General features: G+C 73.4%; 9 protein-coding genes. 3 read left to right on the top strand and 6 right to left on the bottom strand.

Annotated features, from left to right (window positions below; all coding sequences use genetic code 11):
• Positions 1 to 2 precede the first annotated feature (2 nt).
• The 4 genes from OHA98_RS39230 to OHA98_RS39215 all read right to left on the bottom strand — a co-directional run bounded on the left by OHA98_RS39230 (position 3) and on the right by OHA98_RS39215 (position 14,550).
• Positions 3 to 1,628: an amino acid adenylation domain-containing protein gene (locus OHA98_RS39230; RefSeq protein WP_266932929.1), complete on the bottom strand. Its 1,626-nt coding sequence runs from the start codon at positions 1,626 to 1,628 to the stop codon at positions 3 to 5.
• Positions 1,622 to 13,861 (bottom strand): non-ribosomal peptide synthetase, encoded by a 12,240-nt coding sequence (locus OHA98_RS39225; RefSeq protein WP_266932928.1) that lies wholly within the window; start codon positions 13,859 to 13,861, stop codon positions 1,622 to 1,624. The genes OHA98_RS39230 and OHA98_RS39225 overlap by 7 nt, the downstream gene beginning before the upstream one ends.
• A gap of 56 nt (positions 13,862 to 13,917) precedes the next feature.
• Complete coding sequence (locus OHA98_RS39220; protein ID WP_266932926.1) at positions 13,918 to 14,103, bottom strand: MbtH family NRPS accessory protein; 186 nt, start codon at positions 14,101 to 14,103, stop codon at positions 13,918 to 13,920.
• Positions 14,104 to 14,280: 177 nt separating this feature from the next.
• Positions 14,281 to 14,550, bottom strand: coding sequence for a phosphopantetheine-binding protein (locus tag OHA98_RS39215; RefSeq protein WP_266932925.1), 270 nt, complete (start codon positions 14,548 to 14,550; stop codon positions 14,281 to 14,283).
• 721 nt (positions 14,551 to 15,271) lie between these two features.
• On the opposite strand from OHA98_RS39215, the gene OHA98_RS39210 reads away from it, so the two are divergent.
• Positions 15,272 to 16,213, top strand: coding sequence for a helix-turn-helix transcriptional regulator (locus tag OHA98_RS39210; RefSeq protein WP_266932923.1), 942 nt, complete (start codon positions 15,272 to 15,274; stop codon positions 16,211 to 16,213).
• 94 nt (positions 16,214 to 16,307) lie between these two features.
• On the opposite strand, the gene OHA98_RS39205 is transcribed toward OHA98_RS39210, so the two are convergent.
• Positions 16,308 to 17,570: an alanine--tRNA ligase-related protein gene (locus OHA98_RS39205; protein WP_266932921.1), complete on the bottom strand. Its 1,263-nt coding sequence runs from the start codon at positions 17,568 to 17,570 to the stop codon at positions 16,308 to 16,310.
• Positions 17,571 to 17,841: 271 nt separating this feature from the next.
• Between OHA98_RS39205 and OHA98_RS39200 the strand changes: the two genes are divergently transcribed.
• On the top strand, positions 17,842 to 17,991 hold the full coding sequence (locus OHA98_RS39200) for a hypothetical protein (protein ID WP_266932919.1): 150 nt from the start codon (positions 17,842 to 17,844) through the stop codon (positions 17,989 to 17,991).
• 143 nt (positions 17,992 to 18,134) lie between these two features.
• On the opposite strand, the gene OHA98_RS39195 is transcribed toward OHA98_RS39200, so the two are convergent.
• Positions 18,135 to 19,478, bottom strand: coding sequence for a helix-turn-helix domain-containing protein (locus OHA98_RS39195; RefSeq protein WP_266932918.1), 1,344 nt, complete (start codon positions 19,476 to 19,478; stop codon positions 18,135 to 18,137).
• A 627-nt stretch (positions 19,479 to 20,105) separates the two neighbouring features.
• Between OHA98_RS39195 and OHA98_RS39190 the strand changes: the two genes are divergently transcribed.
• Positions 20,106 to 21,374, top strand: coding sequence for a choice-of-anchor A family protein (locus tag OHA98_RS39190; protein ID WP_266932916.1), 1,269 nt, complete (start codon positions 20,106 to 20,108; stop codon positions 21,372 to 21,374).
• The last annotated feature ends 218 nt before the right edge of the window (positions 21,375 to 21,592 follow it).

The following is a 21,592-nucleotide window of genomic DNA, read 5'->3' as shown; positions in this document are numbered from 1 at the left end:
GGTCAGATCCTCTCGGGCTGGGCGGTGTGCGGGCTGGTGGCGGGGTCGAGAGCGGCGAGGGTGCCGCGTCCCCACCGGGGTTCGGGCAGACGGCGCCGGTCTTCCTTGCCGTTGGCGTCGAGGGGCAGCGCGTCGAGCGCCAGGTACTCGGCGGGCAGCATGTGCCGGGGCAGCCGGCCGGCGAGGGACCGGTGGACGTCGGCCGCGGACAGCCGGGTTCCGGGGTGCGGGACGACATAGGCGACGATGCGTCTGTCGCCGGGCGGTGCCGTACGGGCCACGACCAGACAGGCCCGTACGCCGGGGACTTCGCCGAGGGCTGCCTCGATCTCGCCGGGTTCGACGCGGAATCCGCGTATCTTCACCTGCTGGTCGGCGCGGCCGGCGAACTCCACCGTGCCGTCCGGGCGCATCCGGGCGAGGTCGCCGCTGCGATAGGCGCGCCGTCCCGTTCCGGGTTCGGTGACATAGCGCCGGGCGGTCAGTCCGGGGCGGTTGTGGTAGCCGCGGGACACGGTCTCCCCGGCGATGAGCAGTTCACCGGTCTCCCCCGGCGGCAGCGGGCGGCCCTCCTCGTCCACGACGTGGAGGCGCGCTCCCGGCAGGGCGGTGCCCAGCGGCAGCGGGGATTCGAGCCGGCCGGGGTCGGTGAGCAGCTGGCGGCAGACCGCGACGGTGGTCTCGGTCGGGCCGTAGATGTGCGCGACGGTCAGTCCCGGGTTGGCGGTCAGGGCGCGCCGCACGTGGGTGGGCGAGACGATGTCGCCGCCCGTGACGACGGTGTGCAGCGCGGCGAGTGCCGTGGGGTCCTCCTCGACGAGCTGGTGGAAGAGTCCGGCCGACAGCCACAGGTCCGTGGCCTGCCGGGCCTCGATGGCCTCGGCGAGGTCGGCCGCGCCGAACACGTCGTCGGGCGGGAAGGCCAGGCACGCGCCGTTGAGCAGCACGCCCCAGATCTCCAGCACCGACGCGTCGAACGAGAACGAGCTGCTCCGCAGCATCGTGCGGCCGGGACCGGGGGCGGCGAGATCCTGTGCGCGGCAGAAGGCGGTGACGTTGCGCTGTTCGACCAGGACCGCCTTGGGGAGGCCGGTGGAGCCGGAGGTGTACATGGCGTACGCGAGGTCTCCGGGCGCGGCGGCCACGGGGCCGCCGGGCACGGGGCCGCCGGGCACGGGGCCGTTCCCGGTGTGCGTGCCGTCGTCGTACGTACCCCCGGCGGGAGGCCCCCCGGCCGGGGTGTCGTCGCCCGGCCGGTCCGGGTCGAGGATCCGGCAGTCGGCGAGCGCGGTGGGCAGTTCCTCCCGGGAGTCGGCGATCAGCACGCGGATGCCGCTGTCGTGGCGCATGTGGGCGAGCCGGTCGTCCGGATAGGCCAGGTCGAGCGGTACGTAGGCGGCGCCCGCCCGGACGACGGCCAGGATGTTCACCACGAACTGCGGTGACGGGGCGGCGGCGACGCCGACCAGTTCCTGGTGGCGTACGCCGAGGCGCCGCAGCCGGTCCGCGAGCCGGGTGGCCGCCTCGTCCAGTTCGCGGTAGGTGAGCCGGACGCCGGTGCCGTGCAGGGCGACGGCGTCGGGGGTGCGGGCCGTCCAGCGGCGGAATGCCTCGTCGATCGTCACCATCGCGCGTCCTCCAGTCCGACACCCAGCTCGTGCAGCAGCTCGCGCAGGAAGTCCTCGCCCGCGTCGGAGTTGGCCGTGACGACCAGTCCGAGGCCCCGGTCGGGGTCCGACCAGGTCAGGGCGCGGAAGCCGGGGACCCCCCCGGTGTGGCCGAACCAGCGGCGGTCGCCGTAGGGCTTGCCGACCACGCCGAGTCCGCCGGGTGTGCCGGGGTGCGGCCGGAGCATCTGCGCCGCCGCGTCGGCGCCGAGGAAGGCCGCCGGGCCGCCGGTGACCGCCCGCTGGATCTCGATCGCGACCCGGGCCACGTCCCGCGGGGTGGACCACAGACCGCCGGCCGCCGCCTCGGGGTAGAGGTGCGGGCCCTCGGGAAGGGGCCTGCCCGCGGAGTCGTGGTTGCGGGCGACCGTGCCGTCGTGACGCCGGGGGGCGTCGAGGGCGAAGTCGCTGTCCCGCATGTCCAGCGGATCCAGGACCAGGGCCCGCATCAGGGGTACGAAGTCCTGGCCCGTGACGTCCTCCAGCAGCTGCTGGACGACGGTGTAGTTGCCGCTGGAGTACAGGTACGGCGAGCCGGGCGGGCCCTCGGGCCGTACCGGCGGGGTCGGCGCGGGCGGGCGGCCGTCGAGTATCTCGCGGAGCGTGGGGACCGGCTCGTCCGCATGATGGCCGTGATAGGCCTGGGCGCCCAGGCCGGAGGTGTGGGTGAGCAGATGGCGCAGGGTGACCCCGTCGCCGGGCAGCCGCCAGGTGGTCAGCAGCTTGTTGACGTCGGTGTCGAGGTCCAGCCGGCCGTCCTGGACCAGCCGCATGGCCGCCAGGGCGGTGATGTGCTTGCTGACCGAGCCGACCTGGAAGAGGGTCCGCCCGTCCACGGGGGTGGAGTCGTCGGCGCCCAGGGTGCCGAAGCCCCAGGCTCCCCGCAGCTCGCCCTCGGCGATCACCGCGATGCCCACGCCGGGCACCCGGTGCCGGAGCATCGGCGGCAACGGGACCGGGCTGCCGGGGAAGAGCCGCGCGACGAACGGCTCGGCGGGCCGTCGTACCGCGCCCGGCACGGTGGCGCTCTCCACCAGCCCGGCCAGCCTGCGCAGGGTGCGTTCGGCCAGGCCGCGCACGGTTGCGGCGTCGAAGGAGTCGGCGGCGTAACGCCATTCCATGTGGAGTTCGCCCGCGAGGACCGCCGAGTCGGCCTCGATGAGGTGCGAGCGCCGCTGCCCGGGGTCGACCGGGGTGCCGAGGGTGTGCGGCAGGGGGCGCAGCAGGGCGTCGGAGGGCGCTGCGGTGTCCCTGCGCCCGTGGTAGTTGAAGGCGACCTGCGCCCCGGTGCCGGACGGTCCGGCGGTGCTCCGGCGCAGCTGGTGGGCGAGGCCGTGGCCGATGCCGCGGCCCGCGGGGGTGCGGACGTGCTCCCGGACCGCGGCGACCCAGTCCGCGGTGTCGCCCGACGCGGGGCGGGTGAGGGTGAGGGGCTGCACGCTGGTGAACCAGCCCACGGTCCGGGACAGGTCGACGTCGTCGAACAGTGGCTCCCTGCCGTGGCGTTCGACGTCGATGGCGCAGGTGTCGCCGCCGGTGAACTCGGTGAGGGCGGCCGCCAGCGCGGCGAGCATGAGGTGCTCGGGCTCGGCACCGTGTGCGGCGGCGGCCTGCCGGAGCAGCGCCTCGGTGAGCGCGGCCGGCAGGACGACGCGTTCGGTGCGGGAGCGGCCCTCGGTGTCGCTGCCGCCCTCGCGGTCCACCGGGAGGGGCTTCACCGCCGGGCGCGGCAGCGCCCAGTAGGCGGCCTCGGCGCCGAACTCCTCGCTGTCCGCGTACTCCTGGAGCCGCCGCGCCCAGTGGCGTACGGAGGTCGTCTTGGCGGGCGGGCGCCCGCCGCCGCACAGGGTGGTGAGGTCCTCGACGAGGATGTTCCAGGAGACGGTGTCGACGGCGACGTGGTGGACCACCAGCAGCAGACGGCCCGACGGCCGGTCCAGGACGGCCCGCAGCAGGCGTCCGCGGGAGAGGTCGAGCCCGGCGTGCGCTGCCTCGACGGCGGCGTCCGTGTCCGCCGGGTCGACGACCACGTGCAGCGGGTCGTCGTCGGGGGTGTCCGCCGTCAGGTGCTGCCGCCAGCCGTCCGGGCCGCGGGTCCAGCGCAGCCGCAGCGCGTCGTGGTGCTCGACGAGGGCCCTGAGCGCGGTACGCAGGGTGTCGGCGCCCGTCTCCGGGCCGACGTGCAGCAGCTGTGTCTGGTTGAAGCGGTCGTGCGGGCCCAGTTCGGCGTAGTGCCGCTGGATCGGTCCGAGGGGCACCTCGCCGGTGACGCGGCCCTGTTCGGCGTGGACGGGCACCTGGCCGCGGGCTGCCTCGGCGTCCGCGGCGGCGGCCAGCTCCGCGACCGTGGGATGGTCGAACACCATGCGCGGGGTGACGGTCAGACCGGCCTCGCGGGCGCGGGCCACGGTGTGGATCAGCAGGATCGAATCGCCGCCCAGGACACGGAAGTTGTCGTGGACGCCGATGTGCCGTATCCGCAGGACACGGGCCCAGATGTCCGCCAGCGCCTGTTCGGTCGGGGTGCGGGGGGCGACGTGCGCGTCACCGGGGTCCGCCGCGCCGCCGGGCTCCGGGTGTGGCAGGGCGGCCCGGTCGGTCTTCCCGTTGGAGTTGAGCGGGAGGGCGTCCAGGACGACGAACGCCCTGGGGACCATCACGTCCGGCAGCTCGGCCCGCAGCGCGGCCCGGGTCCGGTCGGGGTCGGCGTCGCCCGTCAGATAGGCGACGAGCAGTTTCGCGCCGTCCACGGTACGGACGTCGGCGACCGCGTCGCGGACCCCGGGCGCACGGCGCAACGCGTCCTCGATCTCGCCGAGTTCGACACGTACGCCGCCGAGCTTGACCTGGTGGTCGTCGCGGCCGGCGAACTCCAGCACACCGTCCGCGCGTCGCCGTCCCAGGTCTCCGGTCCGGTACAGCCGGCTGCCGGGCGGCCCGAACGGGTCGGGGACGAAGCGTCCGGCGGTCAGGCCGGGCCGCCGGTGGTAGCCCCGGGCGAGGCCGGTGCCGCCGATGTACAGCTCGCCGGTGACGCCGGCCGGCAGCGGCTCCATGTCCGCGTCGAGGACATGGACGGTGTTGTTGTCGAAGGGCAGTCCGAGGGCGACCGCGCCGCTCCCGGCGGCGGCGTCCTCGGCGGTGCACACCCGGCAGGTCGAGTCGATGGACACCTCGGTGGCACCCCAGGTGTTGTCCAGGCTCACCCGGTCCCCGAACAGCTCCCGGAATCTGCGCACCAGGCCGGGGCGGAGCGCCTCACCGCTGGTGAGGACCGACCGCAGGGCGGTCATCCCCGCGGCCCGCGCCGGAGTGAGCACATCGAGGAACACCTCCAGGACGCTGGGCACGAACTGGACGTGGACGACCGCGTTCCGGACGACGGCCTCGACGATGGCGTGCGCGTCGCGGTGCGCGCCGGGCGGCAGCAGCACGACCTGGCCGCCCTCGATCAGCGGCCACAGGATCTCCACGGCCGCGTCGTCGAAGGTGAGCGTGGTCTTGTGGAGCACCGCGTCACCGGGGCGCAGTCCGTGGCGCCGCTGCATCCACGCCATCCGGTTGACCCAGCCCGCGTGGTGGGAGGCGACGCCCTTGGGCGCGCCGGTGGAGCCGGAGGTGTAGTAGAGCGAGCAGAGGTCGGCGGGGCGCGCGAGGGGCTCCGGGTCGTGGTCCGGCCCGTCCGCCCACAGGGCGGGGTCGTCCAGGGCCAGGACCGGCACACCGGTTCCGTCCGTGCCGGGCAGCGTGTCCAGCAGACGGTTCTGGGTGAGCACCGCCTGTGCCCCCGCGTCGGCGAGCAGATACGCCTGGCGCGAGGCGGGGTGCTCGGGGTCGACGGGGACGTACGCCGCGCCGGACTTGAGGATGCCGAGCAGGCCGACGACGTGTTCCGGGGAGCGTTCGGTGCACAGGGCGACCAGGGAGCCGGCGCCGACCCCGGCCCGGCGCAGCCGGTGGGCGACGCGGTTGGCCCGGGTGTTGAGTTCCGCGTACGTCAGCGCCCCGGCCTCGTACGCCGGCCCTTCGGCGGCCTCGTACGTCATCCCCCCGGCCGCCGCCGGGTACGTCATCCCCTCGGCCACCGTACGGACGGCGACGGCGTCCGGGGTGGCGGCGGCCCGGTCCTCCACCAGGGAGTGCAGGGTGCGGTCGTCGGGGAAGGGGGTGGCGGTGGCGTTCCAGGTGTGGAGCACCAGGTCGCGTTCCCCGGCCGACAGCATCGGCACCTCTGCGGCGGTGCCGGGTTCCGGGGCGCACAGGCCGGTCAGCAGTGTCTCGGTCTGGGCGAGCAGCCGCCCGGCGGTGGGCCGGTCGTAGTGGGTGCGCGCGCAGCCGACCTCCAGGGTGAGGCCGTCGGAGCGCGCGGCCTCCAGGACGAGGGGATAGCCGGTGTCCCGGGCCTCGCTCTCGGCCACCGGGCGGACCCCGGCGGGCAGGGTGGCGCCCCCGGTGTCGGTGAACACGACCAGGCTGTCGAACAGCCGTCGTCCCACGGGCACTTCGGCGGCCCGCTGGACGGCGGTGAGGGCGACATGGGCGCGTCCGGCGACCTCCGTGATCCGCGCGTGGACGTCCCCGAGCAGTTCGGTGAGCGGGCGGCCGGGCTCGGCCACGACCCGCAGGGGCAGGGTGTTCATCAGCAGCCCCACCATGCGGTCGACACCGTCGACGTCACCGAAGCGGCCGGAGACGGTGGTGCCGAACACGACGTCCCGTTCGCCGCTGGTCCGGGCCAGCAGCAGGGCCCAGGCGGTGTGCACCAGGGTGCCGACGGTGACGTGGTGGCGGCGGGCGGTGCGTTCCAGGGCGGCGACCAGACCGGGGTCCAGCTTCCGGCGCGCGGTCCACACCCCCTCGGTGTCGCCGGTGGTGCGGCTTCCGGGCAGCGGGGTGGGCCGGGTGAAGCCCGCCAGGGCCGTACGCCAGTGGCCGCTCCCGGTGCCGTCCGCCCCGGTTTCGGCTTCGGCCCGCGCCCCGGTTTCGGCCCGCGCCCCGGCATCGGCCTCGGCCTCGTCCGCCGCGTTGCGTTCGGCGAGCCAGCGCAGGTAGTCGCGGAACGGCGGCGGCGCCGGGGTGTCGGGGAGGCTGCCGGTGTCCCGCCGGGTGCGGTAGGCCTCGAACGCCTCCGTGAGAAGGGTGTACAGGCTCCACCCGTCGAACACGATGTGATGGGTGGTCCAGACGAACCGGTGGCGGTCCTCGGCGACGCGGATCAGCAGGAAGCGGGCGGGCGGCGCGGCGGCCAGGTCGAAGACGGTCCGCCCCTCCGCCCCGGTCAGCCCGGTGAGCCGCTCCTCCCGGTCGTGCGGGGGCAGGCCGGTCAGGTCGACGTGCTCGAAGCGCGGCGGTGCCTCGCGGTGCACGACCTGGACGGGGTGCGGCAGTCCGGCCCAGCGGAAGGAGGACCGCAGGATCGCGTACCGGTCGACGAGGCGGGTCCACGACTCCTCGAAGGCGGTGGCGTCGAAGTCGCCTTCGATGTCGACGGCGAACGTACGGACGTAGTCGGCGGTCTCCGCGAGGGTGTGCAGCAGCAGCCCGGTCTGGAGCGGGGACAGCGGCAGGACGTCCTCGGTCTCCTCCCGCCCGGTGGCGTCGAGCAGTTCGTCCAGCGTCCGCGGTTCGAGTCCGCACAGCTCGAAGGGGCGGGTGGCCGGGGCGGGAGCCGGGGCCGCGGACGTGCTCTCCTCGGCGGCCAGCGCCTCGACGGTCGGGTGGGCGAAGATCCGGCGGGTGGTGAGGGACAGCCCCGCCTCCCTGGCGCGCGCGGCGACCAGGACCGCCTTCATGGAGTTGCCGCCGAGCGCGAAGAAGTCGTCGTGCACGCCGACCTCGGCGGCGCCGAGGACCTGCGACCAGATCCCGGCGAGGGTCCGTTCGGCGGGGGTGCGCGGGGCGGTGCGGGCCACGGTCCCGGCATCGCCTGCCCCGGGGGCGGGCAGGGCACGGCGGTCGATCTTGCCCGCGGGGCTGAGCGGCATCCGTTCCAGGACGGTCAGCCGGGCGGGCACCATGGCACGGGGGAGTTCCGTGCGCAGGAAGGCGCGCACCTCGGACGGATCGGGCGCGGTGCCGGTCAGATAGCCGGCCAGGAACGCCTCGCCGCTCTCGTCCCGGCACACCGTCACCGCGGCCGTGCCGACGTCCGGATGGCGGGTCAGGGCCTCCTCGATCTCGCCGAGTTCGATGCGGTGGCCGCGGACCTTGACCTGGTGGTCGGCGCGTCCCAGGAACCGGATGCGGCCGTCCCCGCGCCGGGCCGCGAGGTCGCCCGTGCGGTAAAGCCGCGCACCGGGCGGACCGAACGGGTCCGGTACGAAGGCGCGCGCCGTGAGGGCGGGTCGGGCGTGATAGCCGCGCCCGACCCCGGCACCGCCGAGGTACAGCTCGCCCGGTGCCCCGGCCGGCACCGGCCGCATCGCGTCGTCGAGCACATAGGCCGTGACGTTGGGCAGGGGCCTGCCGATGGTGACTTCCCCGTCGCCGTCCCCGACCTCGTCGTACGTGGCCCAGACGGTGGCCTCGGTGGGGCCGTAGACATTGACCAGCCGGGGCAGGCACGCGGTGAGTTCGGTGGCGAGCGACACGGGCAGCGCCTCGCCGCCGGCCAGACCCGTGGTCACGGCGTCGTGCGGGCCGAACCCGGCGGCGAGCAGCAGCCGCCAGCCGGAGGGGGTGGCCTGGACGTGGGTGACGCCGTGCCGGCGGATCAGGGCGCGCTGGGCGGGGGCGTCCCAGCGGGCCTCCTCCGGCACCACCACGACCCGGCCGCCCGTGGTCAGGGGAACGAACATCTCGACGGTGGAGATGTCGAAGGACAGGGCGGTCAGCCCCAGCCACACCTGGGGCCCGGACGGCGCGACCACGTCGGTCATGGCGGCGACCAGACGGGCGAGCGAGCGGTGGGTGATCTCCACGCCCTTGGGCAAGCCGGTGGAACCCGAGGTGTACAGCACGTACGCGAGGTCGTCCGGGTCCGGCGGGCGCACGGCGTCGGTGGCCCGCTCCGCGGGGGTCCCGGCCGCCGGGGCGCGGACGTCCACACGGGTCACGTCGGGCGGCGTGCTCTCGTCGCTGTCGGTGATCAGGACGCGTACGCCCGCGTCGGACAGCACGTGGGCGGTCCGTTCGGCGGGGTACTCGGGGTCGACCGGTACGTAGGCCGCGCGGACCCGCCACACGGCGAGGACCGCGGCGAACAGGGCGGCCGAACGGTCCAGCCGCAGCCCCACCCGGTCCCCCGGACGTACTCCCGCCGCGCGCAGCCGGTCCGCCAACTCCTCGGCGCGGACGTCGAGTCCGGTGTACGACCACTCGTCCGCGCCGCAGACGACGGCTGTCTCCCCGGGGGTGCGGGCCAGCTGGTCCGCGATCATCCGGGGGACGGTCGTGGCGGCGGGGTACTCCCGTGCGGTGGCGTTCCCGTGGTGGACCACCAGGTCGTGATCGGTCTCCGGCAGGATCGCGAGATCGGCGATCCGCGCGTCGGGCGTTTCGGCGGCGGAGGCGAGGAGCCGGCCGAACGAGGCGAGGAGCCGTTCGGCGTCCTCGGTGTCCACGCGTGCGTCGTCGTGGATGAGCTGCGCGCACGGCCCGTCGGCGTCGAGCCGGATGTTCAGCATCAGCGGGTAGCCGCTGTTCTGGTGGACCGGGCCCATGCGCACCCGCAGTCCGCCGAGGTCGGCGCGTCCGGCGGCGGCCAGGTTCTGCACGACGAGGATGCTGTCGAACAGCTTGCGGTCGCCCGGCACGTCGGACCAGCCGTGGATGTCGACGAGGGAGCAGTGCTCGACGTCGCGCAGCGCGCCGAGCTCCCCGCCGAGGCGGCCGAGCCAGTCGCCGAGGCGGTCATCCCCGCTCCAGCGGACGCGTACCGGAAGGGTGTTGGAGAGCAGTCCCACGGTCCGTTCGATCTGCGGGAGGTCCACCGACCGGCCGGAGACCGTGAGCCCGAACATGACGTCGTCGCTCCGGCTCCAGCGTCCGAGGAGGAGCGCCCAGGCGCCCTGGAGCACGGTGCCGAGCGTGCAGCGCCGTGCGCGGGCCAGCCGGGTCAGCTCCTCGATCAGCCCGGGGGCGAGGCCGCGTTCGACGGTGCGGGCGCGGCCGGCGGGACGGTCCTCACCGGCCGGGCGGACGACGGGCAGGGAAGTGGGCTCGGTCAGTCCGGCCAGGGTCTCGCGCCAGTGGTCCTCGGCCGCGCGGGGGTCCTGGTTCTCCAGCCATTCCACATAGCTGCGGTGGGACACCGGCGCGGGCAGGTCACGCGGCGGATGCCCGTCCCGGCGCAGCGCGGTGACGGTGGCGAAGACCTCGTTGAGGACCGGTCCGACGCTCCAGCCGTCGGCGAGGATGTGGTGACTGTGCCAGACCAGGTGGTGGGTGGCGGGCGCGGTACGGATCAGATGGAGGCGGTGCGGCGGGGTACGGAACAGGTCGAAGCCGCGCCGGCGCTCCTCGGCGAGCAGGGCGTCCAGCCGGGCGCCGGTCTCCCCGGCGGGGGTGTCCGTCCAGTCCAGCGTGGTGAGGCCGAGGGGGATGCTCCGGTGCACCACCTGCAACGGCCGGGGCAGCCCCTCCCAGCGGAACGAGCAGCGCAGGGCGTCGTGCCGGTCGACGACGTACTGCCAGGCGGCGGCGAGGGTGTCCGGGTCGAGGTCACCCTCGATCTCCCAGCGGTACTGGGTGAAGTAGGCGTCGCCGTCGGGGTCGTGGACGGCCTCGAACAGCATGCCCGCCTGGAGCGGGGTGCAGGGGTAGATGTCCTGGACGTCGCCCGTCCCGGTGCCGGACAGGACGCGGTCGAGGTCGTCCTGGCCGAGACCGGCGAGCGGGAAGTCCTCGGGGGTGGGGGCCGGTACGGCGGGGGTGACGGCCGGGGGGACGGCGACCGCGGCGAGCTCGGCGAGGGTCTGGTGTGCGAGCACCTGGCGCGCCGTGAGGACGTAGCCGGCCTCACGGGCCTTGGACACCAGGAACACGGCGCTGACGGAATCGCCGCCGAGGGCGAAGAAGCTGTCGCGCGGGCCGACCCGTTCGACGCCGAGCAGTTCCGACCAGAGTCCGGCCAGCACGCGCTGCGGCCCGTCCGCGGGCAGTTCCTCGGTCGCGGCGTCGTCGGGCACGGTCTGCGGGGCGGGCAGGCGCTTGCGGTCGGCCTTGCCGTTCGCGGACAGCGGCATGCTGTCCAGCATCACGAAGACGGCGGGCACCATGGCCGCCGGGAGCGCCGCACCGAGGTGGCGGCGCAGTTCCTCCTCACGGGCGCCGCCGACGACGTAACCGACCAGGCGGGCACCGGAGGGCGCCTGCTGGACCGTCACCACGGCCTCGGAGACCTCGGGGTGCTCGGTCAGCCGGGCCTCGATCTCGCCGAGTTCGATGCGGTGGCCGCGGATCTTGACCTGGTGGTCGTTGCGGCCCAGGAAGCGGATCCGGCCGTCCGTGCGCCGGACCGCCAGGTCGCCGGAGCGGTACAGCCGCGCGCCGGGCGGGCCGAACGGGTCCGGGACGTAGGTGCTCGCCGTCAGTCCGGGGCGTGCGTGGTAGCCGTGGGCCACACCGGCCCCGCCGATGTAGATCTCGCCCGCCACACCGGGCGGCACGGGCCGCATGGCCTCGTCCAGCACATGGGCCGTGACATGGGCGGCGGGGGCACCGACGGTGATGCCGGTGCCGGGGTCGGTCACATCGTCGTAGGTGGCGTAGACGGTGATCTCGGTCGGGCCGTAGCAGTTCAGCACGCGCCGGGCAGCCAGGCGCATTTCGGCGACGAGCGACGGGGGGAGCGCCTCGCCGCCGGCCATGGCCACGGCGATCCGGGGCAGCCGGGGGGCGGTCAGGAGGATGCGCCAGCCGGACGGGGTGATCTGGACATGGGTCACCCCGTGCGTGCGGATGATCTCCGCCGCCGCGGCGGGGTCCCGCTCCGTTCCGTCCGGGGTCACCACCACACGGGCGCCGGTGATCAGCGGCAGGAAGGTCTCGGCCACCGCGATGTCGAAGGTCGGGCCGGTGATGCCGAACCAGACGTCCTGCGGCCGGGATCCGAGCTCGTCCCGCAGGCCGCACAGGAAGTTCAGCACCCCGGCGTGATGCACCGCCACGCCCTTGGGGCGGCCGGTGGTCCCGGAGGTGTAGAGCACATAGGCCAGGCTCATCGGGGGGACGGCGGGGCGGACGCGGGGCGCGGTGGCGCGGTCGGTGCCGGCCGCACGGGTCTCGCCGGCCGCGCGGGTCCTGCGGGTCTCGTCGGCCGCGCCGGTCTCGCCGGCCGCGCCGAGCGTGCCGGTCTCGTCGTCCATGTACAGGACCGGCGGGCCGTCGCCCAGGGCGGTCCGGCCGCGTTCGCCGAGCACCAGAACGGCGCCCGCGTCCTCCAGCGTGGTCCGCACCCGCTCGACGGGATGGTCGAGGGACAGCGGCAGATAGGCGCAGCCGGCCTTCCAGGTGCCCAGCAGCGCGACCACGAGCCGCTCACTGCGGGAGAGGTGGATACCGACCAGCTCGCCGGGCGCCGCGCCCGCTGCGAGCAGCCGCTCCGCCGTCCGGTCGGACGCCGCGTCGAGTTGGCGGTACGTCAGGGTGGTGTCCCCGAAGACGACCGCGGGCGCGTCGGGGGTGGCCGCCACGCTCGCGTCGAAGAGGTCGAGCACCGTGCCGGCCGGCGGGGCGCCGGTGGCGGCGGGGTTCCACTCCGCCGCCAGTCGCTCCCGGTCGGCGGCGGAGAGCAGGTCGAGGGCGCCGACGACGGTGTCCGGCCGGACCACGGCGCGGGTGAGGACCTCGACCAGCGAGTCGAGCATGCGCTCCACCGTGGCGGGCTCGAACAGGGAGGTCTCGCCGACGAGGTCGAGCTGGACGCCGTCGTCGAGGTTCACCGCGATCAGCGACAGGTCGACCTTGGCCGACGCCCTGCTCACCCGCTCCCGCTCGACGGCCAGGCCCGGCAGTTCCCAGACGTGTTCGCCGGCCTCGATGCACTGGAACATGACCTGGGCCAGCGGGTTGCGCGAGGTGTCCCGGGGGAGCCCCGCGTCGGCGACCAGCTGCTCGAAGGTGATGTCCTGGTGCTCCAGCGCGCCCAGGACGACCGCGTTGACACGGTCGGTCAGCGTCGTGAAGGCCGGCGCGCCCGTGGTGTCCATCGGCAGCGGCAGCGTGTTGGCCAGCATGCCGATCAGGGGTTCGGTATCGGCGGAGACCCGGCCCGACACCGGCGTCAGTACGGAGAATCGTTCCTGCCCTCCGCTCCAGCGGTGCAGGAACGCGGCGTAGACGGCGAGGACGGCCGTGTAGAGGGTGACGCCCCGGGCGCGGGCGTAGGCGCGCAGGGCGGCACTGGCCTCCGGGGTCAGCCGCCGGCGGGCGCCGTGCCCCCAGAACGTCGGGGCGGGCGGGCGCACATGGTCGGCCGGCAGCTCCAGCACCGGGGGAACACCGTCGAGAGCCTTGCGCCAGTAGTCCCGCTGGACGGTGAGCAGGTCGCCGGAGAGCCGGGCCGACTGCCAGGCCGCGTAGTCGGTGTACGTCGCCGGAAGTTCCGGCAGCACCGTGCGCAGGTCCTCGACGCCTTCGGCGCAGGCCGCGTACAGGGCACCGAACTCGCGCCCGAGCACGCCGCAGGACCATTCGTCGGCGACGCAGTGGTGCAGGTTGAGGACCAGCAGGTGGGTGCTCTCGTCGCGCTTCGCGAGGACGGCCCGGAAGACCGGTCCCGCTTCCAGGTCGAACGGTGTGCCGATCTCCTCCTCCGCGAGCCGCACGGCGGCGTTCGCGCGGGCGGCGGGCGGCAGCCGGGTCAGGTCGGCCTCGCGGAGCGCGGCGGGGGCCGGAGGCAGCGCGGTCTGCGTCGGCGGACGCCCGTCGCGGAAGACGAGGCGCAGCGACTCGTGGCGCTCGACCAGCGCGTCGAGCGCGCGCCGGACCGCGGCCCGGTCGAGCGTGCCGGTCAGCCGCAGTACACGGTGCACGCTGAACGTGGAGTTGTCCGGCAGCAGACGGTCCGCCACCCACAGGTTGTGCTGGACGGGCGCCAGCGGTGCGGCTTCCCCGGCCGGCCGCCGCGGAATGCCGTCCGCGGGCTCCCGCCGGTCCGGCGCGGGCGCCGGGCGCCCGCGCAGCCGCTGGCGCAGCAACTCACGCTTCGCCGCGGTGAGTACGCGCCTCTCCCCCAGCCCTTCACTGGTCACGACGTCCTCCCATGGATTCCGCAGCTGCTTTGTTCGGCGTGCTCATGTCGGTCGTCTCACCGCGCCTGTCGGAGACTGAGCGGGCGCATGTCCGTCCAGACCTGCTCGACATGGGCCAGGCACTCCTCCTTCGAGCCGGACGTGCCCTCGTCGAACCAGCCCTCGGGCATCTCCCGGCCGACCGGCCAGACCGAGTACTGCTCCTCACCGTTCACCACCACGCGGAACGTTTGGGACGCCATGCCGTTTCCTCCCAGAGTCGTCGTGAAAACCGGGCGGACACCGCCCGGACCTGCGGAACGGCCCTCAAGCCTCAAGGGACTGTCCGGTGATTCCTCGTGCGCCTGTCGGTGACTGCGGCCTGTCGGGGACGGCCGCCTGTCGGGGACCGCGGCCCGTCAGGGACCGCTGGACCGCCTCTACGGGGCGGCGGCCCTCATCCGGCCCGCGGCCACGGCGGCGAGACCGTCGGCCGTCCTGGCCCGGAACAGATCACGGACCGTCACCCGGACGCCGACCGCGGTGCTGACCAGCGACACCGCGCGGGCGGCCGTGAGCGAGTCGCCGCCGATCTCCAGGAACGCGCTGTCCGTGGTGGGCGCGCCGTCCGCGCCCAGGACCTCCCCGAAGATCCCGGCGATACGCAGGGCGATGTCCTGCGCGTCCTTGGAACCGACTTCCACACTCATCCGCCGTTTTCCTTCCCCGGACGTTTACCTTCACAGGCCCGCACAAGACGTGCGGGACCAGAATCCACGCCACCCCGGGCGGGTGAACGCGGAAATACTAGGAATGCCTTGCGTGTACGGCACAGCGGCCGAATCCCTTTTCGGGAGGCGGCTCGGCACCGCTCCTTCACTGTGACTGTCACGGCCCGTCCCACCCAGTCCCGCCCCTGCTCACCAACCTGCCCGACAAGAAAACGAGGCGGGCGCGTATCACTGCGAAGCGTGAGCAAAGGGGCAAACCGGGCGGTCGAAGCAAGGAGTTGCGGGGAGCTGCGGGGAGCTGCGGGGAGCTGCGGCGAGTTACGGGCCGCCTGGTACGCACGGCGGCTCGCCCGTCAACCACACACTTCGGATTCACGGTTTATTGACTGACGAATATTGACAGGCATGACTCGAATCTCTAGGCTCGCGGTCAGTAGGGTGACGGGGGGACCGATAAAGGGGCGACAGGGAAACGGGTCCGGTGATCCCGGACTGATTCCCGCACCGCTCCTACGGACTTCGGCACCGTCGCGCCCCCTGCGGGCCCGATGCGTGCCGGGGCATCCGGCAAGCTGTCCCACGGGCCAGAGGAACAGGGGACGTAGTGTTCGCAGTGAACCAAGGCCGGTCGCCCGCACCGCCCACGCGGCCCGGCGACACGGAAGTCGCCCTGTACCGGTGGGTGGCGAGGAACGGCAGGATGGACCCCGACCACGCCGGCCGCGAACTGGGCCTGGACCGCGCCGAGCTGGAGTCGGCCGTGGCCTCCCTGACCGAACTCGGACTCCTCCGGCCGGAAGTGGACGACCCCGACCGCCTCCGCCCGGTGGACCCGGATCTCGTGGCCGCCGTGGTGACCACGTCCATGGAGTCGGCGATCCGCAGCCAGAAGGCCGAACTGCACGACATCCGCGAGCAGTTCGCGGGCCTGCGGGGCCACTACCTGGAGAGCCTGAGCCGGCTGCCCGTCGGCTTCGAGATCATCCCCGGACCGCAGGAGGTGCGCGCCGCCCTGACCCTGGCCTCCCAGGAGTGCACGCAGGAGATGCTCACCAGCCAGCCGGGCGGCAACCGGGTCCCCGAAGTGCTGCGGGAGGCCCTCCCCCGCGACACCGCGATGCTGGCCCGCAGCGTGCGGATCCGTACGCTCTACCACCACACCGCGCGCTTCAACGGCCCCAGTCAGGCCTATGTCGCGACCCTCTCGGCCCGCGGCGCCGAGTACCGTACCCGGCACGAACTGTTCGGCCGGCTGATCGTCTTCGACCGCAAGCTGGCCTTCATACCCGAGCGCGGGGACACCTGGGGCGCCGTGGTGATCCGGGAGCCGTCCATCGTGAGCTATCTGTGCGACGTGTTCGAGCAGGAGTGGACGCAGGCCACCCCGTTCTCCGACGCCGCCACCGACGGCCTGGAGCTCGTCGCCAAGGACATCGACCGGACCATCCTTCGGCTGCTCACGGCGGGCATGAAGGACGCGACCATCGCCCGCCGCATCGGGATGTCGCTGCGGACCGCCCGCAAGCACATCGCCGACATCATGGAGGAACTCGGCGCGGAGAGCCGGTTCCAGGCCGGGGTGCTCGCCGCACAGCAGGGCCTCCTCGACGAGGAACCCCTGCACGCCGCGTCCGCCGACTGACCTCCCGTACGGAAGGGGCGGCCCCGCGCCCCTCGTCGCTCGCCCCGCGCCCGTACTCGCCCCGCCGCGCCGGCGCCCCGCCGCGCGCCCCGCCTCAGCCCTCCGGCCGGACACCCCGCCTCGCCGGCCCCCGCGCGCTCCGTTCCAGCCGTGCCACATCCCTCAGCGAGACGGAGATGCCGTTCTCCCGGCACCACGTCATGGCCAGGTCCAGGGGCACACCGTGCTCATTGCGCAGACGCAGTACGGCGTCCGCCCGCGCGGCCGGCTCCCGGTGGCCCGCGACGGCCCGGTGCAGCAGTACGGGCGCACGGGCGAGCACCCGCGCCAGGCCCTCGCGCTCGGTGCGTACGGTGTCGGACAGGACGACCGTGAGGGGGGCGAAGCCCAGTTCGGCGCGGACCGAGCCGTCCGCCACCCCCACGAGGTGGTCGAGCCGGGTCAGCGAGCCGCCCGCGAGGAAGAGCCGGACCCCGGCCTGCCGCAGCAGCCGCCGCACCACATGGGCCCGCCCGCGCGCACCCGGCACGACCCCCTGCCCGAGCAGCAGCGCGGCCGTGAAGCAGCGGTCGACGAGCAGCCGTACGTGCTCCGCACCGGCGGCGGCCGCCACCTGGTCCGGCAGCGACTCGTGGGCGCTGCGCACCAGGGGCGCGAACCGCCGGACGGCGAAGGGCTCGCGCGTGTCTCCCAGGGCGCCGAGCAGGCCGTTCTCCAGGACGACGGCCTCCAGCAGGGAGCGGCCCCGGGACGTCTCCCCGAACTGGAGCCGGGCCAGCACCAGATAGCGGCCGCACCGGCAGCCGGGACGGCAGGTGCCGCTGCAGGGGGCGCCGACCGGATACTCGATGCTGACGTGCGCCCGCACCGCCAGCACCGTACGCCGCAGCGCCGCGCCGGCGCACGTGTCGATGCTCACCTGTCCCGCGGCGGTGACCGGATGGGCCGTCAGCGCCTCGTGCACGGCGTTGCCGTCCGGGGGCCGCGCCGAGACGACACAGGCCAGCCGCCGCGGGTCCAGGCCCGCGTGCGCCAGTGCGCCGGTCACGTCGCCGACGGGGACCTGCGGCGGGCGGGGGCCCGCCCAGACCGCGCTCAGCACCCGCTGGGCCGAGGGCGGCATCGCGGTCGGCACGCCGTGCAGGCGGTGGGTCCTGATGGACCAGCGCACGGTGTGCACCCCGCCGCGCGAGTGGGACAACGGCGGGAGCAGGGGGTCGATCCAGGACGCGGCGCCGTAGTGCGCGAACGGTCCCGAGCCGCCGGCCTCTCCCAGCGGGGGCGGCGGCTGCCAGCGGTAGCCGCGGGCTGCCAGGGCGTCCGCCACCTGATGAATGGCGCCGGGCGAACTCCGCACCGGCCACCTCGCCCCACTGCCGGACACCCTGCCTCCAAACTTAATGACTCAAATATGACTCACAGAGTAACAAACTTTTTCCCCTTCGATATTGCCGTAAAAATGTCATCAATTATACCGGAATGCGCACGGTAGATACGGTGCATAAACAAGGCAATACAGATGATTCGCCTGCGTCTTTGTTTTATTGACTGGCCCAGTCGAGGACTGTCATGCTCGATCCCGTCGCACTCCCTACGGCCATCGCCGTGGCAAATGAGAGGTGTCTGCAATGCAGAAGATCGCCGTCTACTTACTGGCCGCCCTGCTTCTCCTGCCCGGTAGCTCCGCCGCCGTGGAGACGGTCGCGGGCGGCGTGGGTTCGGAGGCGGTCATGCTCGACAACAGCGAGATCGACACCGACATCCCACTCTGCTGCTGACGTCCGGGCCGTACCCGCGCCGCGCCGCACCACAGGCCCGCGCCCCGGCACCGGCCCCCGTACAGCATGCAGCGCCCCATGAGAGGTCTCATGGGGCGCTGGGGCGCTGGGGCGGATGGGCGCGCGGAGGGTGTGAGGGAGCGTCAGTCCTGCCGGACCCGGCGCGGAGTGTTCGCGACGAGCGAGCTGCGGTGCCCCATCAGACGCATCCCCTGGCGGTAGGCCCATACCGCGCGCTCGCTCTCCCCGCTCTTCTCCAGGATCTCGCCCAGTTCCGACCAGGCGAAGGCGGCCTGGCGCCCGGCCTCGGAGGCTTCGAGCAGCAACGCCCCCCGTTCGTACGCGGCCTGTACGGCGTCGTAGTCGTCGCGCAGCAGATGGGCGGCGGCAAGCACGAGATGCACGCGCGCGCTCTCCAGCCGGTGTTCGGGTCCCAGCAGGTCAAGGGCGACCCCGGCGTGCTCGATCGCGGCCCCGGCACAGCCGAGCATCACCTCCGCGCGGGCCAGCGCCGTCTCGACGTAGGCCACGTCGAGGCTGCTGCCCAGGGTGCGCAGGGTGGCGGCGCTCTGTTCGAGGAGCGTCTTGGCGACCTCGGGGTTGGGGTCGTCCGACTGCAGCAGCACCGTCGCGTGCGCATTGCGCACCCGTGCCAGCGCGCGCTCGTCGTCGCCCTCGGCATAGATGGCGACGGCCTTCTTCAGCAGGTCCAGGGCCTCGCTCGACCGTCCGCGCCGGTGCAGGACCACGCTCGCGTTCCAGTAGGCGCCGCCGAGCGCCCGGCGGTCGGACATGACCTCGGCACGGCTGATCGCCTCGCCGGCGAGGAAGTTCGCCCGGTGCAGGTCACCGCGTTCGCAGTACACACCGATCAGTGTGGACAGCAGCTCCAGCTGTGTGACCGTGGGCGGCAGGTCCGCGGCGTCCGCCTCGGCCAGCACCTCCTCGGCGACGTCTATGGCGTGCGAGAGGTCGCCCAGTTCGCGGTAGCACCGGCACAGCGGCATGACCACGCTGAGCCGGTCCAGGATGCCGCGCCCCTGCGCCGCGGACCACTGCAGCAGTGACTCGAAGTTCCGGGCGGCCTCCTCCAGCTCGCCCTGATGCTCCAGGGACTGGCCGATGCCGAGCTCCACGGCGAACCGCAGATCCGTCCGGTCGGTGGCCGGCAACTTGGCCAGCAGAGCGGTGAAGGTCTCCAGCGCCGCCTGCGATTCGCCGTTGCGCAGGGCGAGTTGCGCGTAGTGCAGCTCGATCTCCAGATCCACCGAGTCCGGCTTGGCGATCATCCCTATGAGATAGGCCGGATCACACCCCAACCGCTCGGCGAGCTGCGCGAGGACGTCCTCCGAGGGGACGCGCTTTCCGGCCTCCAGCAGGGAGACGTAGCTGGGGGAGAGGTTGGGACGGGCCAGTGCCTCCTGGGAAAGACCGGCAGCTCTGCGCAGTCGCCGAATACGTGATCCCAGCCCTTCGATCGCGGTCACTGTGACCCCTCACTTGACAGGTCTCGAGAAAGCGAGCCTGAAGCGAACTTTTCCCGGACCGGCGGATATGGCGTATATGTCTTCACCGGAGTTTCAGACGTGGCCGCGCCTTCTGCCGCCGTCCTGATCTGCGAGATCATCGTAATGCAGGCGGTACGGGCCATCCGGTTGGATCAAACGAACGTGGCGCGACAAGCATACTGACCAACCTAGTAAAATTCTAGTCAACGTTCAGATTGACAGCAACCTATTCTTTCCCAGGACAGTCAGCCCCGTTTCCCGCGGCCCGCGCCGAACTCTCCCGGCGCGTCACCACGGGCCGGGAGGCGGGCGCGCGGCGAGCGAGCGACGGCGCCCCGCCATGTCCGGCCGGTTCCGCACGCCCCCGCCTTCGAGGGGAACCACCCCTCCCACGTGCGGGCGGCGGGGGTGTTCTGGCCTGAAGAGGCGGGGCGACGACCCCGCCCGGCCGCGCCGCATCCGATCCCACATAGTCGAACAAATCCGTCATTTGACGCTTTTCGCCAGCCCTTTGGGCATTGGTCTTGACCAATATCTGATTGTGTGAAAACTATGGGCAACCGCCACGGAATCTTTACAACCACCTCCGCTGGAGAATCACGCCCCATGCGCATAACCGCAACCGCCGCAGCAGCCATGCTCGGTGGAGCTCTCGTTCTCGGCCTCACGGCCGTCCCGGCCGCACAGGCCGCCCCCGCCGACTCGGCAGGGTGCACCACCGACGCCTTCGGAATCGCCGGTAAGTACGGCGAGTTCGTCCTCGGCGACGATGTCCATTCCCCCGACGCGGAGGGCGCGGTGGCCGTGGGTGGCAACGCCGACTTCCGCGGCGGATTCAGCGTCGCCAATGAGCTGACCGCGGCCGAGGTCGACGCGCTGCCCGGCCGGGCTTCGCTCGTCGTCCGCGGCGACCTGCTCAACGGCGGTTCGGTCACCGCGGTGATGAAGGGCAACGCGGTCGTCGGCGGCGAGGTCCGCGACCGCGCGGTCGAGCTGCACTCCGGCACGTTCCGCAAGGACGCCGGGCTGATCGACTTCGACGCCGAGTTCACCAAGCTCCGCGCCTACTCCTCGGCACTGGCCGGGGAAGCGGTGACCAGCGGCACGGACGTCGCGCTGGAGGGCACCAAGCTCACCCTCAAGGGCAGCGACACCGGGCGCAACATCTTCAAGGTGACCGCCGGTCAGCTGGAGCAGGCCAAGGACATCTACCTCAAGATCCCGGCCGGTGCCACCGCGATCGTCAACGTCAGCGGCGAGACGTACGACATGGCCAAGGCGGGGACCACCGGCTTCTTCCTGTCCGGTGGGCAGGACTACGTACTCGACGACAAGCTCCAGAGCGCCTCCGACGGCAAGGTCCGTGCCCGGCTGCTGTGGAACTTCCCCGAGGCCCGCACGGTCACCAAGAGCAGCAAGGCGGCCTGGCCCGGCAGCGTGCTGGCACCCCGGGCACATCTGGAGCTGGGTACCGGCGCACCGGTCAACGGCTCGGTGTGGGTCGCCTCGCTGCACGGTTCGGGCGGCGCGGAGACGCACCACTTCCCCTTCACCGGCTGCCTTCCGGAGACCGGGAAGCCCCCGACCACCACACCGACGCCGAGCGACACCCCCACGACGACGCCGCCGGTGGACGCCACGCCGTCCGCCTCGGTGACGCCGCCCACGGAGAGCGGCACCCCGTCCTCCGGTTCCTCCGAGCCCGCGGTACCGGGCACGCCCGCCCCGTCGTCGAGCAAGACGCCGGGCAAGGGCGGCGACCTCGCTTCGACGGGCAGCAGCGGCACCGTCCCGATGATCATCGGGACCGCCGCGGTACTCGCCGTGGGTACCGGCCTGGTCCTGGCGGCCCGCCGCAGGTCCAAGCGAGCCTGACACCCGGCGGCGTCACCCGCCCCGTCCGCCCGGCAACGGACACGCCCGCCGGCCCGGCCCGGCTCCTGATGAGGGAGCCGGGCCGGGCCGTGGGCGGTTACGGACCCGGGTCCGCAGGTACGGGCCGGCGGACAGCGGCGTGGCCGCCGGGCCGGTTCAGGCGACGTGCGGCCGCGGTTCAACGCCTGCTCGTCCAGCCACCGAACGTCGGCCCCGCC

Source organism: Streptomyces sp. NBC_00654 (genome assembly GCF_026341775.1).
Classification (GTDB): domain Bacteria; phylum Actinomycetota; class Actinomycetes; order Streptomycetales; family Streptomycetaceae; genus Streptomyces.
This window is presented reverse-complemented; position numbering and strand designations above follow the sequence as displayed.

What these genes read in the sequence shown, in the direction of transcription:
- OHA98_RS39230 (WP_266932929.1), bottom strand. Translation starts at nt 1,628, where the DNA reads ATGGTGACGATCGACGAGGCATTCCGCCGCTGGACGGCCCGCACCCCC.
- OHA98_RS39220 (WP_266932926.1), bottom strand. Translation starts at nt 14,103, where the DNA reads ATGGCGTCCCAAACGTTCCGCGTGGTGGTGAACGGTGAGGAGCAGTAC.
- OHA98_RS39215 (WP_266932925.1), bottom strand. Translation starts at nt 14,550, where the DNA reads ATGAGTGTGGAAGTCGGTTCCAAGGACGCGCAGGACATCGCCCTGCGT.
- OHA98_RS39210 (WP_266932923.1), top strand. Translation starts at nt 15,272, where the DNA reads ATGGACCCCGACCACGCCGGCCGCGAACTGGGCCTGGACCGCGCCGAG.
- OHA98_RS39200 (WP_266932919.1), top strand. Translation starts at nt 17,842, where the DNA reads ATGCAGAAGATCGCCGTCTACTTACTGGCCGCCCTGCTTCTCCTGCCC.
- OHA98_RS39190 (WP_266932916.1), top strand. Translation starts at nt 20,106, where the DNA reads ATGCGCATAACCGCAACCGCCGCAGCAGCCATGCTCGGTGGAGCTCTC.